The organism is Pedobacter hiemivivus (assembly GCF_005144565.1).
In the GTDB taxonomy this organism is placed as follows: domain Bacteria; phylum Bacteroidota; class Bacteroidia; order Sphingobacteriales; family Sphingobacteriaceae; genus Pedobacter; species Pedobacter hiemivivus.
Map to the genome: position 1 here is coordinate 480,862 of NZ_SWDX01000005.1, position 13,483 is coordinate 494,344.

Consider the following 13,483-nt stretch of genomic DNA (forward strand, 5'->3'; position numbering starts at 1 on the left):
CAATTGAGCTTTAAAGAAGCAGAAATTATGGTTCATTTGGTTTTAGGACTTAATTTAATGGAGGCAAAAATTATTGCTCAACTGCTTTTCTCAAAAATAGAATAAAAGGATATACACTTTCAAAAGCATTTTTCAACTTATTAACGATCCCGGGTTTAAAAAACTCTTCGTCCTTAATAGGAAAGGTAGCAATAAAGCTTTTTAGCTTCAACAGTTCTATCTGAGCATGATCTGCTTCATAACCTTTAGGAGCCTTTTTCAATTTATCTTCCTGACTCAGTGTAAAGATCTTTTTGAAATCTGCTGCATTGATAATTTCCAAAAAATCACTGGTATTGTAATCGATCTCTTCTCTAATCTTTTTCAGATCCGACGCTTCCGGCATCCAGAATCCTGCCGCAAAAAAACAGCTTCCAGGTTGTATATGCAGATAATAGCCGGGTTCGTCTATCCCTCTACCTTTTACACCAAAAGATATACCGTAGTTGTTTTTATAAGGATCTTTATTTTTACTAAAACGTACATCTCTGTAAATACGCATCAAGCACTTTTTTGCCTGTGTTTCGATAGAAAATTCCGGGTCGGCAGCAGCAAGGACTGGGATGAGCTGATCAACAAAATTCAACACATCAGTTTTAGCAATTTCGTACCTTTCTTTATTTTCAGCAAACCATTCGCGGTTATTGTTTTCCGCAACGTCTGTTATAAAGGCAAGTGTTTCTGGCTTAATCATGGCTTATCGTAATACGCGTTATACTTTATTTTTGGAGATAGCCAATGTAATAAAATCACGCGGGAATAGCGATAATTGAAGGGGGATAAAAGTAAACATCCTGTAAAAATTACACCTAGATAGAGCCAGAATGAGTCGAAATCTAAACGACCACCAGATAAAACATAGGTCGCAACGCCGAGTGAAATCATTTCCGCACAGTTCATGGCATAACTTACATACATCGCTGCATAAAAATAGCCCGGTTCTATTTCAAACCGCTGTCCACAATGTGGGCAAACTGTATTTGTCCGTTGCACATTAAAGCCATATAAACTCCCGGTAAAAATATCGCCTCTACGACATTGTGGGCATTTACCATGTATGATTGCATAAAGCTTTGATGTTTTCTGCATAGGAGATCTGTAGGCTAAGAAATGCCTTGCGTTGTGTTTTTACGAAATTTCATATACCATAAAACACCAATACCAGTAAGCAAAACATATGGAATAGCCAAAAGATATAATATACCTGTATTTAGGCCTTTACCTTGAGTATTACCATTTTTTACACTTTGCTCTGCATTAACAGAACACATAGCACATTGCGCATTGGCCGTGTTACTTACACTAATGGCCGATAGCACGATAAAAACGAAGACAAATGCAATCCTTTTCATATTTACAAATATAGACAAACTATCTGATTAAGGGACGCTTAATAGCTATAATAAGGGGAAATCATCAGGTATACCACTACACCAGTAATGGCAACATATACCCATAGCGGGAAAGTAATTTTAGCAATCTTTTTATGCTTGTCAAAACGCTCAGCCAAAGCCCTCACGTAAGTAATCAATACCAAAGGTATAATCGCAATAGACAAGAGGATATGCGTAAGCAAGATAAAGAAGTAAACATATTTAATGGTTCCCTCACCACCAAATTTAGTAGATGGAGTGGTCATGTGATAGGCAATATACATCCCCAAAAATAACAAGGAACAACCAATTGCACATTTCATTAAATTCTCGTGCAATTTACGTTTCCCGTTCTTAACAGCGATTACCGCTATAATCAATAAAACTGCCGTTATACCATTTATAGTCGCATATATGGGCGGCAAAAACGGCAATGGTGTGGCATTGGGAATCTTAACGTAAAACAACACGGCTACGGCCAATGGAATAACGATGGAGAGCAAAATAATCCATTTATTATATTTTTGTTCAATTGGGGTGTTGTTATTCATAGCTCATATAACGGGTTATCGTCCGTCGTTATTGTTTCTTAATTCTTCGATGATCAATACTTTGATCTCATCATCTAATTTATTCAGGTCTTCCTTACTAGTGGCTTCGTAATAGCCTCTGATGCGATGTTTGTAATCCAACAATACGAACATATTGCTATAAACAAATTTCTTTTCGCCGTTAACTAGTTCCTGATGAGCATCTACAGATAGTCCCTTATTAATAAGGTTATAAATTTGCGTGCTGTCTCCAGTTAAAAGATCCCATTTACCAGGTTTAGCCGAAAGCTGTTCCGCATACGGTTTTAAGCGTGTTGGTGTATCGTATACAGGGTCTATACTTAAGCTGATTAGATTCACCTTCTTATTAGGTCTGTAAGTGAATTCAAAAGATTGCATTGCTTTATTTGCAATATCAACTGAAGCGGTATTTCCCTGAGTATAAAACAGGTTTACGACCAGTATTTTACCGTCATAATGTTTTTTGCTAACAGTATCCCCAGCCTGATTGACTAATTTAAAATCACCCAACTGGTGATAGATGGTATCTGGGATCTGTTTTCCACGAACCGAATGGAAGGTTGTGGCTACTTTTTTTGGACCAAAAAATGGCAATGGCTTATACCTGTTCTTGCCTTGTTCCTGTAGTAAATAATATAAAAATCCTGGTACCGCTAAAATGGTGACCAGGATTAAAACTTTTTTTATTGAAGTACCCTTCATTAAACCAGAGGCATATGTAAGTGTAAATATCCGCCTTCAATTAACATTAAAACGATAAAGTAAAATATGAAAATGAAAACAACAGATAAACAAACCTGAAGACCAACCTTCTCAAATTTAAGGTGCATAAAATAAGCAACAATGTAAAAGGCTTTCAATAACGTTAATGCGATGTAAACATAGTTCCCAATATGTTGAGTCATGTGTTTACCTGGGATAGCCCACAAAGCAATGATAAACTCAATTACTGTAATGGCTAACAGGATACCAAATACCTGCCAGATTTTCTTTTTGCTTAAAGCCGCATGCTCACCGTGTGCATGCTCATCATGCGTATGTTCTGTATGTTGTGACATAATATCTTACTTGAGAAAAATTAAACTAAATAGAAGAAGGTAAATACGAATACCCAAACAAGGTCTACAAAGTGCCAGTATAAACCAACCTTTTCAACCATTAGGTAATGTCCGCGTTTTTCAAAAGTACCATTAATCGTCATGCATAAAATGATGATGTTAATGATTACACCACTAAATACGTGGAATCCGTGGAATCCTGTAATGGTGAAAAACAAGTTCGAGAACTGCAAAGCAGATACTGTAGACACTTCCCCATCAAACAAATGATGTAAAGTTTCCATTGGAGGAATTTTACCCCATCCAAAACCTTCGTGGAATAAGTGAGTCCATTCTGCAGCCTGACAGCCAAGGAACATAAAACCACCAATGATGGTACCTACCATCCACCAGATCACTTCCTTTTTAGATCTTCTGTGTCCTGCCTCAACAGCCAATACCATTGTTACAGAGCTCATGATCAGGATAAAAGTCATGATACCAACAAATACCAGTGGGTATCCACCTTCTGCTATACCTGGAACCGATTGAAAAACCAAATCCGGATCTGGCCAGGTAAGTTTACTAAAGCGTTGCGCTCCGTAATAAATCAATAATGATGAAAAGGTAAATGCATCAGAAACTAGAAAAAACCACATCATTATTTTGCCGTACTCTACTGACCACGGCGAGCGGCCTCCGCTCCATGGAGTGGTTTTTACCTGATCTAATTGTGATAATGAACTCATTTTATAAATTGTAATAGTTTGTTAAAAAGTCTAACTGTTCAAAAGTAAAAAAACATACAGATATATCCATAATATATCTATAAAATGCCAAAATATAGAAGCAATATCCATTCGGAATTTGCTCTTCTCTGCCGAAATACCCATGTAAGCACCAACTAAGGTACTTGTCACGAAACATAAACCAGCAAAAATGTGTAACAGGTGAAGTCCTGATACCACGTAAATCATAGAAATTGCTGCATTGTTGTTTACAAAAGCCGCACCTGTATGGAACAAAGTCCCCCAGGCATCAACCTGTAGATAACCAAAAATACAGCCCAATACTAATGTCCCCCAAAGTAATAATTTTTGGCTACCAATATTACCATCCTTTAACGCCTTTGAGGCCAGAAATAAGCAAATGCTGCTGGCAATTAACACTGCCGTACTGTACATAAAAAGATCCGGCAATACCAAACCATGCCCTTTACCTTTTGATGCTGCAAAAACAATATAGTAGCTCGTAAAACCACCAAACATAATCGTTGATGAAACTACAAATAACCATACTACAAATTTCCTCGGCTTAGCATTAAAGGCCGCTTCCATCTTTAAATCCTCTTCTTTTAATGTGTGTACCATTTAAAATTTATTTAACTATAAAATCAAACAATAAAACCAGCTGAACCAAGGGTAAGTAGAAAAACGAACAGAACATTACTTTTCTGGCACTGTCCAAATCCATCTTTAACCACAACTTAAATCCAAGCCAGGCAAAGACAAGGCCCGCTAACAACGAAACCCCGCCAATATAATATCCCCCGAAACCATCTATGGTAGGCAACAAGCTTACCGGAATCAAGATCAATGTGCTTAAAAATGTAATAAAAGCACTTATTTTATCTCTTTTTGTCGTTGGCAAAAGTCTAAACCCTGCCTTCTTGTAATCATCATCCAAAACCCATGCAATAGCCCAGAAATGTGGGAACTGCCATACAAATTGGATCAAAAACAAGATCACCGCTATTTTATCAATCTTGCCATGCGCAGCTACATATCCAATTAGTGGAGGTAAAGCTCCTGGAATTGCACCAACAAATACAGCAATTGGAGATTTACGCTTTAAAGGCGTATAAGCAAAGGCATAAAGGAAAATAGAAAATACTGAAAGTAAACCCGTCTCGATATTTAATTTACCTAGTAAGTAAGTACCCAATAAGCCCATAACCAATCCTGAAACCAGTCCCTGACCAGTAGTCATATGACCAGCAGGCATAGGACGATCCTTAGTCCTGGTCATTAATTTATCAAGATCTACTTCGATGACCTCATTAAAACAATTCGCGGCAGAAGTAACCAAAAATCCCCCTATGATTAAAATCACCCAATTAGTCCAATTGATCCCAGGAATGACACCATCAATCGGCACTTGAGAACCAATTAAAAAAGTAACTGACGCAGAGAACACTACCAGGAACGTTAACCTGAATTTTATGAGCTTAGAGAAATCTGAGAAAAACCTTTTCAATTTGTATATAATTAATTCTGTTGATTGTAAGTACTAGTTCCGTAAACTAATAAGTACAGGTAATATTGTAAACTAAACAAGAGCGTTGAGAACAAAATATGCAATGCCTGTGCATAAGGTGGAAGCGCAAAGTTAGACAATAAAAGGCCGGTTACAATTTGAATGATCAAAACAATTCCAATTGAGCTACCTACCCTTAAAGCCGTAGTTTTACCGTTAAACTTATCCTTAACAATTTTATAAATGATGATATTTACAATCAACACCAACATGGCCAGATCACGGTGATAAGAAAATAGATCCCCTACCTTCGAAACCCAACTGTGTCTACCATTGTATAACATCGCTTTAGATATCGCATCTATGGCCTCTCTAACCTCCGTACCGATTACAATTTGTATCACACTCAATACCACAGATCCGATAGTTAAAATTTTAAGCCAACCTATCTTACCCATAATGATCGTAGTCTCTTTATGCAACTGTTGGGTATAATTATAAGTATAAACCAAAATACCCAAGATCACCAATGCCAATAACATATGTACGGTAACTATCCAAGGCATTAAATTAGTAGAGACAACAATTGAACCCAACCAAGCCTGAAAACCAACAATGATCAGATTTGAAAGACTAAGAATGATAATTCTATTTGCTTTACCCTTATAGGTAAATGAATATACTGCCAAGCCTAACAACAAGAATCCGGTAATTGCACCCATCAACCTGTTTATGTATTCTGTCCAGGTCTTCCCGGCATTAAATGTTTCTGGTTGAAGAATAGAGGTATCGTGTCTAATGCTGTCTGCCAGATGCCCCTTTCCCATTCTATCGAGGGTTTTCGCAAAACGTTCATTCTTAGCGACACGTTCAGCTACATATTTCTCTTTATAATTGGCAGGTAATTGCGAAACAGAAGTTGGTGGAACGTATTGATCAAAACACTTAGGCCAATCCGGACAGCCCATACCAGAACCCGTACTACGTACTATCCCACCCGCCAAAATTAGCAGTAAGGTTACAACTATTGTAATAAGGTTTAGCCTGATAAATCTCGTTTCAGATTTAGGAACCATGGTATGTGTTAGATTAAAAAAAATGAGGTATCTGTTGTAAGTATTTACTTACTGCAGATACCTCATCGTATTAGATACTACGTATTTTCTATTTTGACGAATCTACAGAAGGGTTTTCTTCTTCCCATTCTCTTTGTATACGTTCAGACTCGCTATTGCCTTCAAAATCATGAGGCATATTAGAACTCATTGTTTGTGAGAAAGGAACCGTTTGAGGGATAAAATCTGCCTCAGCTCCTGGCTTACTGTAATCATATGGCCAACGGTATACCGTAGGAATTTCTCCTGGCCAGTTACCATGTAAACGTTCAACTGGAGTTGTCCATTCTAAAGTATTTGCTTCCCAAGGATTTTGAGATGCTACCTTACCTTTAAAGATGGAGTAGAAGAAGTTGAATAAGAAAGCAACCTGAGCTAATGCAGCAATAATTGCAGACCAGGTAACTAAAATATTAACAGTAACCCACTTTTGCATAAACTCAAACTCAGTGAATGCATAATAACGACGTGGAACCCCATCTAATCCTAAGAAGTGTAAAGGGAAGAATACTAAATAAGCACAAGCAAAAGTAATCCAGAAGTGAAGGTAGCCTAACTTGCTGTTCATCATTCTTCCGAACATTTTAGGGAAGTAGTGATAAACACCAGCAAGCATACCAAATATCGCTGCAGAACCCATTACCAAGTGGAAGTGGGCAATTACAAAGTAAGTATCGTGTAAGTTGATATCCAATGAAGCATTACCCAAGAAAATACCAGTTAAACCACCAGAGATAAAGAATGAAACCATACCAATAGCGAACAACATTGCAGGAGTAAACCTGATGTTACCTCTCCATAATGTAGCTAACCAGTTAAAGGTCTTAACCGCTGAAGGTACCGCAATGATCAAAGTTGTGATCATAAATACACCACCCAATAACGGGTTCATTCCAGTTACAAACATATGGTGACCCCAAACGATAAACGAAAGGATAGTAATACCGATCAATGAATAGATCATCGCATGGTAACCGAAGATAGGTTTTCTTGCGTTTACAGACATAATCTCTGAAGACAAGCCCATCGCTGGCATAATTACGATATATACCTCTGGGTGTCCTAGGAACCAGAATAAATGTTGCCATAAAATTGGGGATCCACCTTCATTAGGAAGGATCTGAGTACCCATAACAATATCAGAAAGGTAGAAACTAGTACCGAAACTTCTATCGAATATCAATAATACAACACCTGCAACTAGAACAGGGAAAGATAAGATACCTAAAATTGCAGTTAAGAAAAACGCCCAGATTGTTAAAGGCATTTTCCAAAGGTCCATACCTTTAGTACGCATGTTTAAGATAGTACTTACGTAGTTGATACCACCCATTAAAGACGAAGCAACGAAAAGTACCATACTGATTAACCATAAAGTCATACCTAAACCAGAACCGCTAATCGCTGTAGGCAAAGCCGATAATGGCGGATAAACCGTCCAACCCGCACTCGCAGGTCCTGTTTGTATAAAGAATGAACCCATCATGATTACACAAGCAGTAAAGAAGAACCAGTAAGAAAGCATGTTCAGGAATGGAGAAGCCATATCCCTTGCACCAATCTGAAGTGGTATCAGTAAATTACTAAAAGTACCACTCAATCCTGCTGTCAATACAAAGAATACCATGATGGTACCATGTATAGTTACTAGAGCAAGGTAAAAATCAGGTTTAATACGACCACCTTCAGCCCACTTTCCTAAGAAAGTCTCTAAAATAGGGAAGTCTTTATCTGGCCATGCAAGTTGTAAACGAAACAATATCGACAGTCCCATTGCAATAACAGCCATAATAATACCTGTTATCAGGAACTGCTTGGCAATCATCTTGTGATCCTGACTAAAGACATACTTCGTTAAGAAGGTCTCTTTGTGATGCCCATGATCATCATGGTTATCGTGGTTATGTGTATCGTGTAATGATATAGTTGACATAATGTGCTATTCCAGTATTATTAATTTTTTAAAGCTAATTGTTTTGTTTTAACTGCTGAAGTGTCCTTTGCTGTTGTATCAGCTACTACAGTAGTTGCAGCAGGGGTTACAGGAATGTTAAATTCTTTTCTCAAATCGTCAGTTAAATAAGCTGGTTGTTCTTTTACCCAAGCTTCATACTCAGCCATAGAAACAACTTTAACCTCTTTTTGCATTTTATAGTGACCATCACCACAGATCTTGTTACATAAGAACAAATATTTGAATGTAGGGTCATTTGTTTTAGCCTTCATTTCTTCAGTAGTAATGGTTGGCGTAAATTCAAAGTAAGAAGTCATACCCGGTACAGTGTTCAATTGAACCCTGAAGTGTGGCATATAAAAACTGTGAATTACATCTTTACTGGTCAAGATTAAACGTACTGGTTTGTTAACCGGAATAACCATTTCATCTGCCGACTGATCATCAAGTGTATTTTTATCTTTAAAGTCAATACCTAAAGCATTAACAGAAGTGATCAGTTTGTAATTTTTAGTACCTACTACACCATCAGCACCTGCATAACGGATTGCCCATGCAAATTGAGATGAAGTAATCTCGATGCTGATAGGCTTGTTATTAGGATCTTCGATTTTGTAGAAAATTGATCTCCAGGTAAGGAAACCCATCAATACCAATATCGTTAAAACGAATGCAGGAACAATTGTCCAGATACGCTCAATGGTATTGTTGTGTGGTAAGTAATACGCTTTTCTTTTGTTCGTGTATCTATAGATATAAGCGAAAGCAAATAAAAGAATGTGAGTAATAACGAAAACTATAGTAGTAAGAATCAACGTAATGTTAAACATCTGGTCAATTTTCTTACCGTGCTCTGATGCCGCTTCAGGTAGGATCATGTTTCCATGAACCGTATACTCCCAGTATACACCATATAAACCTACAATAAGGAACAATGCAAAAAGCACTCCGTTAACTGTATTCCAGTCAATTCCTTTTGGTTTATCCTGAGCCTCACGGGTCAATTCATATACCTTTAATGCTTTCCCGATGATTGCTATGAATAAGCAGACCAATAAAAAGGCCATGGCATAAAATATCACCGATTTATAAATCGGCCCCATATCAATGGGCTTTTTAGCGGTCTCAGCGGCTGCAGCTTGTGCAAAAGCGCTGGTGTTTGCAAATGCAGTTAAAATCACTGCTAGTGCCGCTATCGTTTTGTTACTTATAAATTTTCTTAAACTCATTTCCTTAAAAGTAGTAACGCTGTACTTCTATTATACTATTATTTTTTATTCTCTATTAAGACCACCAATTACAACTGGTGATGTAAACTTTCTTGTAAAAACGGGTGGTTTTTAGCGATCAATGCTTTTTTGCTTAATGCACTTAATACGGTAAAAGTAAACAAACCTACAAAACCTAATGCAATACCAACCTCAATAAAACCAAATGCATGGTGTTCTTCTACTGTTCCTGGCATAATCATTTGGTAATAATCTACCCAGTGACCACATAAAACAACTATAGATACCGTCAATAATATATTTTCATGTCTCTTGTTATCTCTGTCCATTAGCAGTAGTACAGGAGCTAAAAAGTTTAATACTAAATTCAGGTAGAACCAGAACTCATAGTGCTCAAACCTTTTGTAAAAATATACAGTCTCTTCTGGCATGTTTGCATAGTAAATCAAAAGAAACTGACAAAACCATACATAAGTCCAGAAGATAGAGAATCCGAAGATAAACTGTCCTAAGTTGTGTAAGTGACTATTATTTACCCAGCTCATGTAACCTGCTTTTCTCAGAAGGATAATGATAATGGCCATAGTAGCCAAACTGCTTACCCACATTGCAGCGAAATTGTACCAGCCAAACATGGTTGAGAACCAATGTGCTTCCAATGACATCACAGTATCAAAAGCAAAGATTGGCGTAGTAAATCCATAAATAACAAGGAATATACATGAATATTTAAAACTCTTTGTATAAGAATTTAAACCACCCTGTAAATCTTCGTTGTTAGATAGTTTAGACAGATACACAGCGAAAAAGCTATATATTGCTAAAAAGACAACCTGACGTCCCATAAAGAAAGGTACATTCAGGAACGCTGACTTACCAGCGATTAACTTATCATAGTTTGCACTGTTTGGATCAGTTAATCCATCTGCATGCCAGTGATGATATAAGTTATGAGTATATAAACCTGCACCCATTACAACAATTAAAATGACTACCGCAATTGGTAACACTTTAGCCATTGCCTGAGGCACACGTAGTATAGAAGCAGACCAACCAGCCTGTGCTACGAATTGAACTGCCAAGAAGAATGCTCCTGACATACAAACACAAGCGAAGTAATAAGCCATTAGCAACAGGTTTGCAAAAGTACGCTCATGAAGCGCCTCAGCAGAAAAACCGTAACCTATAGCCGCTATTCCTATTACAATAGCGATTATACTTAAAGTTTTAGCCTTGCCTGTAAACTCAAACTGCTCAGTTAAATTATAATTGTGAGTTCCCATCTATATTGTGCTTATTGTATTTTTTGTAATTGTTGAACATACATCACTACTTTCCATCTTTCTTCTGGAGATAGCTGAGAGGCATGTGATCCCATATTATTTAAACCATACTCAATAGTATGATAAATTTTGCCCGCCGTTAAATCTTTCATCAGACCGCCACGTGAAGAAGCTGCATCACCATGATAAGAAGGCACACCGTTGAATTTTTCAATTTTAACCAGGTGACCTTGTCCATCGCCCTTTTCGCCATGACATGGAGCACAAAATACAGTGAAATAATGCTTCCCTGATTCTAGGTTTGCTTCAGTTAAAGCAAGTGGATTAACTAAACTTACACCTGCTGCTTCATATCCTTCTTTAGTGTTAGGATAATTATCAAACTTATCAAATCCTACTGGAGTAGTATTTGCTGGTGGAACCTGTGCAGTTGCTCCATTCTTAAAATTCTTGTTCGGTTGATCTGGATTGTATGCAATCGGATCATACATATTCCTGGCGTATTCTAAACCTGTACTTCTTTTATCCTTACATGCCGTGAATAAAACAGCTCCTGTAAGTATACAAAACGAGGCTAAAACTACTTTACTTTTATTCATAGCTAATATACTTCCTTTCATTATGCTTTACTTCCAAAGCACCAGCTTCCTTTAATAAATCATCAATCTTATTGTGATCAGTATTCTCTTTTGCATCAATTGCAATGATAAACCTGTCATCTGTAGCTCTTAAGTCCATTACTCTTGGTGCTCTTCCCGGAAATAAGTGGGTTGATGCATAATAAGAACCAACTAAACCAAAAGCACAAAACAAAATGGTCAACTCAAAGGTAATTGGAATAAAATCCGGTAAAGCGAAGTGTGGCTTACCCCCGATATTAATTGGCCAGTCATATGCTGCTGCAAGATATACAAACGTAAGCATCGTACATGTTCCTGTTATTCCAAAAAAGAAAGCCGCAATATCTAATCTTGAACGCTTAACCCCTAATTTAGCTTCTATGCCGTGAATAGGCATTGGTGTATAAACATCATGTATCTTAATGTTGTTCTCCTGCAATTTATCGATGCCATGCATCATTTCATCAGGGTCACCAAAACTGCCTAAAATATATTTGATATTGTTCATTGTTATATTTTTGCGTATTCTTCTTGTTTAACACTATCAAATTTATCCAAAGACTCCACGTATTCTGATACATGTGTCGGATCCAAATGACCTTCCTTAATTTGCTCTAACTTAGCTTGCTCACTTGCACTTTTCAGTAGCAATTTAACCTCTGCAATTGCAATTGAAGGTAGTACCCTTAAGAACAATAAGAACAAAGTAAAGAACAAACCTATCGATCCCACAAACACACTCACATCAACCCAGCTTGGATAGAACATCGCCCAACTTGAAGGAATATAATCACGGTGTAATGAAGTTACGATAATTACGAAACGCTCAAACCACATACCGATGTTTACTACAATAGATAAAATCCAGGTAGCAGCGATGCTGGTACGGATCTTCTTGAACCATAACAACTGTGGAGAGATTACGTTACAAGTCATCATCATCCAGTAAGCCCACCAGTATGGACCAGTTGAACGGTTGATGAAAGCATACTGCTCATATTCAGAACCTGAATACCATGCGATAAAGAACTCAGTGATGTAAGCCACACCCACGATAGATCCTGTCAAGATGATAATCTTGTTCATCGATTCAATGTGGAACATGGTGATATAGTTCTCAAGACCTAATACTTTACGTGCTACCAATAACAAGGTTAACACCATCGCAAATCCTGAGAAGATCGCCCCAGCCACAAAATATGGAGGGAAGATCGTAGTGTGCCATCCCGGAATTACCGAGGTAGCAAAGTCCATGGATACAATCGTGTGTACCGAAAGTACTAGGGGTGTAGAGATACCCGCCAAAATGATAGATACAGCCTCAAAACGTTGCCATGTCTTCACATTTCCAGCCCATCCAAATGATAGTATAGTATAAACTCTACGTTTAACACCTGTTGCACGGTCACGAATAGTTGCGATATCAGGCAGTAGACCTGTATACCAGAATAATAGTGATACCGAGAAGTAAGTTGAGATCGCAAACATATCCCAAACTAGCGGCGAGTTAAAGTTTACCCATAATGATCCGAATTGATTTGGTAATGGAAGCACCCAGTAAGCCAACCATGGTCTACCCATGTGAGATACTACATACGTTGCCGCACAAATAACGGCGAAGATTGTCATCGCCTCTGCCGAACGGTTAATCGAGTTACGCCAGTTCTGACGGAAAAGTAATAGTACTGCAGAAATCAGTGTTCCTGCGTGACCAATACCTACCCACCATACGAAACCGGTGATATCCCAAGCCCATCCTACTGTTTTATTTAATCCCCATGCACCGATACCAAACCAGAAGGTATAACTAACTGCTACTACCCATAGTAAAGCTCCGCATAGTGCGACGATAAATCCTATCCACCAAGCCCTATTTGGCTTGTTCTCTACCGGCAGTAAAATATCATTCGTAATCTTTGCATACGTGATATCCGTGCCGGTGATTAGTGGTTCTCTTAATATTGATTCGTTATGTCCTGACATAATTTATTTTCTTTTAATATCA

General features: G+C 37.7%; 16 protein-coding genes. All 16 read right to left on the minus strand.

The annotated features are described in order from the left end of the window. Window positions 1-70: 70 nt before the first annotated feature. Window positions 71-733 (minus strand): DUF2461 domain-containing protein, encoded by a 663-nt coding sequence (locus tag FBD94_RS15145; protein WP_136880800.1) that lies wholly within the window; start codon window positions 731-733, stop codon window positions 71-73. Further along, window positions 730-1,128, minus strand: coding sequence for a DUF983 domain-containing protein (locus tag FBD94_RS15150; RefSeq protein WP_131608112.1), 399 nt, complete (start codon window positions 1,126-1,128; stop codon window positions 730-732). The genes FBD94_RS15145 and FBD94_RS15150 overlap by 4 nt, the downstream gene beginning before the upstream one ends. 14 nt (window positions 1,129-1,142) lie before the next feature. Then, a complete protein-coding gene (locus FBD94_RS15155; protein ID WP_131608111.1) occupies window positions 1,143-1,391 on the minus strand; it encodes a hypothetical protein in 249 nt (82 codons plus the stop codon). Window positions 1,392-1,429: 38 nt separating this feature from the next. Further along, entirely contained in the window at window positions 1,430-1,963 is a 534-nt protein-coding gene (locus tag FBD94_RS15160) for a DUF420 domain-containing protein (protein WP_136880801.1), read from the minus strand. 15 nt (window positions 1,964-1,978) lie between these two features. Next, window positions 1,979-2,686 (minus strand): SCO family protein, encoded by a 708-nt coding sequence (locus tag FBD94_RS15165; RefSeq protein ID WP_136880802.1) that lies wholly within the window; start codon window positions 2,684-2,686, stop codon window positions 1,979-1,981. After that, entirely contained in the window at window positions 2,686-3,042 is a 357-nt protein-coding gene (locus tag FBD94_RS15170; protein WP_136880803.1) for a cytochrome C oxidase subunit IV family protein, read from the minus strand. The genes FBD94_RS15165 and FBD94_RS15170 overlap by 1 nt, the downstream gene beginning before the upstream one ends. 20 nt (window positions 3,043-3,062) lie before the next feature. Then, entirely contained in the window at window positions 3,063-3,770 is a 708-nt protein-coding gene (locus FBD94_RS15175; protein ID WP_090781179.1) for a cytochrome c oxidase subunit 3, read from the minus strand. A 30-nt stretch (window positions 3,771-3,800) separates the two neighbouring features. Continuing rightward, the gene (locus FBD94_RS15180; RefSeq protein ID WP_136880804.1) at window positions 3,801-4,391 is read right to left on the minus strand and encodes a cytochrome c oxidase subunit 3; all 591 of its coding nucleotides are present in this window, start codon (window positions 4,389-4,391) and stop codon (window positions 3,801-3,803) included. A gap of 7 nt (window positions 4,392-4,398) precedes the next feature. After that, window positions 4,399-5,277, minus strand: a complete 879-nt coding sequence (gene cyoE / locus FBD94_RS15185; protein WP_131608106.1) for a heme o synthase — start codon at window positions 5,275-5,277, stop codon at window positions 4,399-4,401. Between the two features lie 11 nt (window positions 5,278-5,288). Continuing rightward, entirely contained in the window at window positions 5,289-6,353 is a 1,065-nt protein-coding gene (locus tag FBD94_RS15190; protein ID WP_136880805.1) for a COX15/CtaA family protein, read from the minus strand. 88 nt (window positions 6,354-6,441) lie between these two features. Beyond that, on the minus strand, window positions 6,442-8,325 hold the full coding sequence (locus FBD94_RS15195; RefSeq protein WP_169472319.1) for a cytochrome c oxidase subunit I: 1,884 nt from the start codon (window positions 8,323-8,325) through the stop codon (window positions 6,442-6,444). Between the two features lie 20 nt (window positions 8,326-8,345). Continuing rightward, on the minus strand, window positions 8,346-9,575 hold the full coding sequence (locus FBD94_RS15200) for a cytochrome c oxidase subunit II (RefSeq protein WP_136880806.1): 1,230 nt from the start codon (window positions 9,573-9,575) through the stop codon (window positions 8,346-8,348). Window positions 9,576-9,643: 68 nt separating this feature from the next. Then, entirely contained in the window at window positions 9,644-10,858 is a 1,215-nt protein-coding gene (locus FBD94_RS15205; protein ID WP_131608103.1) for a quinol:cytochrome C oxidoreductase, read from the minus strand. Window positions 10,859-10,869: 11 nt separating this feature from the next. Further along, entirely contained in the window at window positions 10,870-11,478 is a 609-nt protein-coding gene (locus FBD94_RS15210) for a c-type cytochrome (RefSeq protein WP_131608102.1), read from the minus strand. Beyond that, on the minus strand, window positions 11,450-11,986 hold the full coding sequence (locus FBD94_RS15215) for a DUF3341 domain-containing protein (RefSeq protein ID WP_131608101.1): 537 nt from the start codon (window positions 11,984-11,986) through the stop codon (window positions 11,450-11,452). Before FBD94_RS15215 ends, FBD94_RS15210 begins: the two co-directional genes overlap by 29 nt. Before the next feature lie 2 nt (window positions 11,987-11,988). After that, complete coding sequence (nrfD, locus tag FBD94_RS15220; RefSeq protein ID WP_131608100.1) at window positions 11,989-13,461, minus strand: NrfD/PsrC family molybdoenzyme membrane anchor subunit; 1,473 nt, start codon at window positions 13,459-13,461, stop codon at window positions 11,989-11,991. Window positions 13,462-13,483: the final 22 nt, after the last annotated feature.

Bases quoted from the DNA above. Each gene is read 5' to 3' on its own strand.
- FBD94_RS15145 (WP_136880800.1), bottom strand. From the start codon at position 733: ATGATTAAGCCAGAAACACTTGCCTTTATAACAGACGTTGCGGAAAAC.
- FBD94_RS15195 (WP_169472319.1), bottom strand. From the start codon at position 8,325: ATGTCAACTATATCATTACACGATACACATAACCACGATAACCATGAT.
- FBD94_RS15170 (WP_136880803.1), bottom strand. From the start codon at position 3,042: ATGTCACAACATACAGAACATACGCATGATGAGCATGCACACGGTGAG.
- FBD94_RS15205 (WP_131608103.1), bottom strand. From the start codon at position 10,858: ATGGGAACTCACAATTATAATTTAACTGAGCAGTTTGAGTTTACAGGC.
- FBD94_RS15150 (WP_131608112.1), bottom strand. From the start codon at position 1,128: ATGCAGAAAACATCAAAGCTTTATGCAATCATACATGGTAAATGCCCA.
- FBD94_RS15160 (WP_136880801.1), bottom strand. From the start codon at position 1,963: ATGAATAACAACACCCCAATTGAACAAAAATATAATAAATGGATTATT.
- FBD94_RS15190 (WP_136880805.1), bottom strand. From the start codon at position 6,353: ATGGTTCCTAAATCTGAAACGAGATTTATCAGGCTAAACCTTATTACA.
- FBD94_RS15155 (WP_131608111.1), bottom strand. From the start codon at position 1,391: ATGAAAAGGATTGCATTTGTCTTCGTTTTTATCGTGCTATCGGCCATT.
- nrfD (WP_131608100.1), bottom strand. From the start codon at position 13,461: ATGTCAGGACATAACGAATCAATATTAAGAGAACCACTAATCACCGGC.
- FBD94_RS15215 (WP_131608101.1), bottom strand. From the start codon at position 11,986: ATGAACAATATCAAATATATTTTAGGCAGTTTTGGTGACCCTGATGAA.
- FBD94_RS15200 (WP_136880806.1), bottom strand. From the start codon at position 9,575: ATGAGTTTAAGAAAATTTATAAGTAACAAAACGATAGCGGCACTAGCA.
- FBD94_RS15180 (WP_136880804.1), bottom strand. From the start codon at position 4,391: ATGGTACACACATTAAAAGAAGAGGATTTAAAGATGGAAGCGGCCTTT.
- FBD94_RS15165 (WP_136880802.1), bottom strand. From the start codon at position 2,686: ATGAAGGGTACTTCAATAAAAAAAGTTTTAATCCTGGTCACCATTTTA.
- FBD94_RS15175 (WP_090781179.1), bottom strand. From the start codon at position 3,770: ATGAGTTCATTATCACAATTAGATCAGGTAAAAACCACTCCATGGAGC.
- FBD94_RS15210 (WP_131608102.1), bottom strand. From the start codon at position 11,478: ATGAAAGGAAGTATATTAGCTATGAATAAAAGTAAAGTAGTTTTAGCC.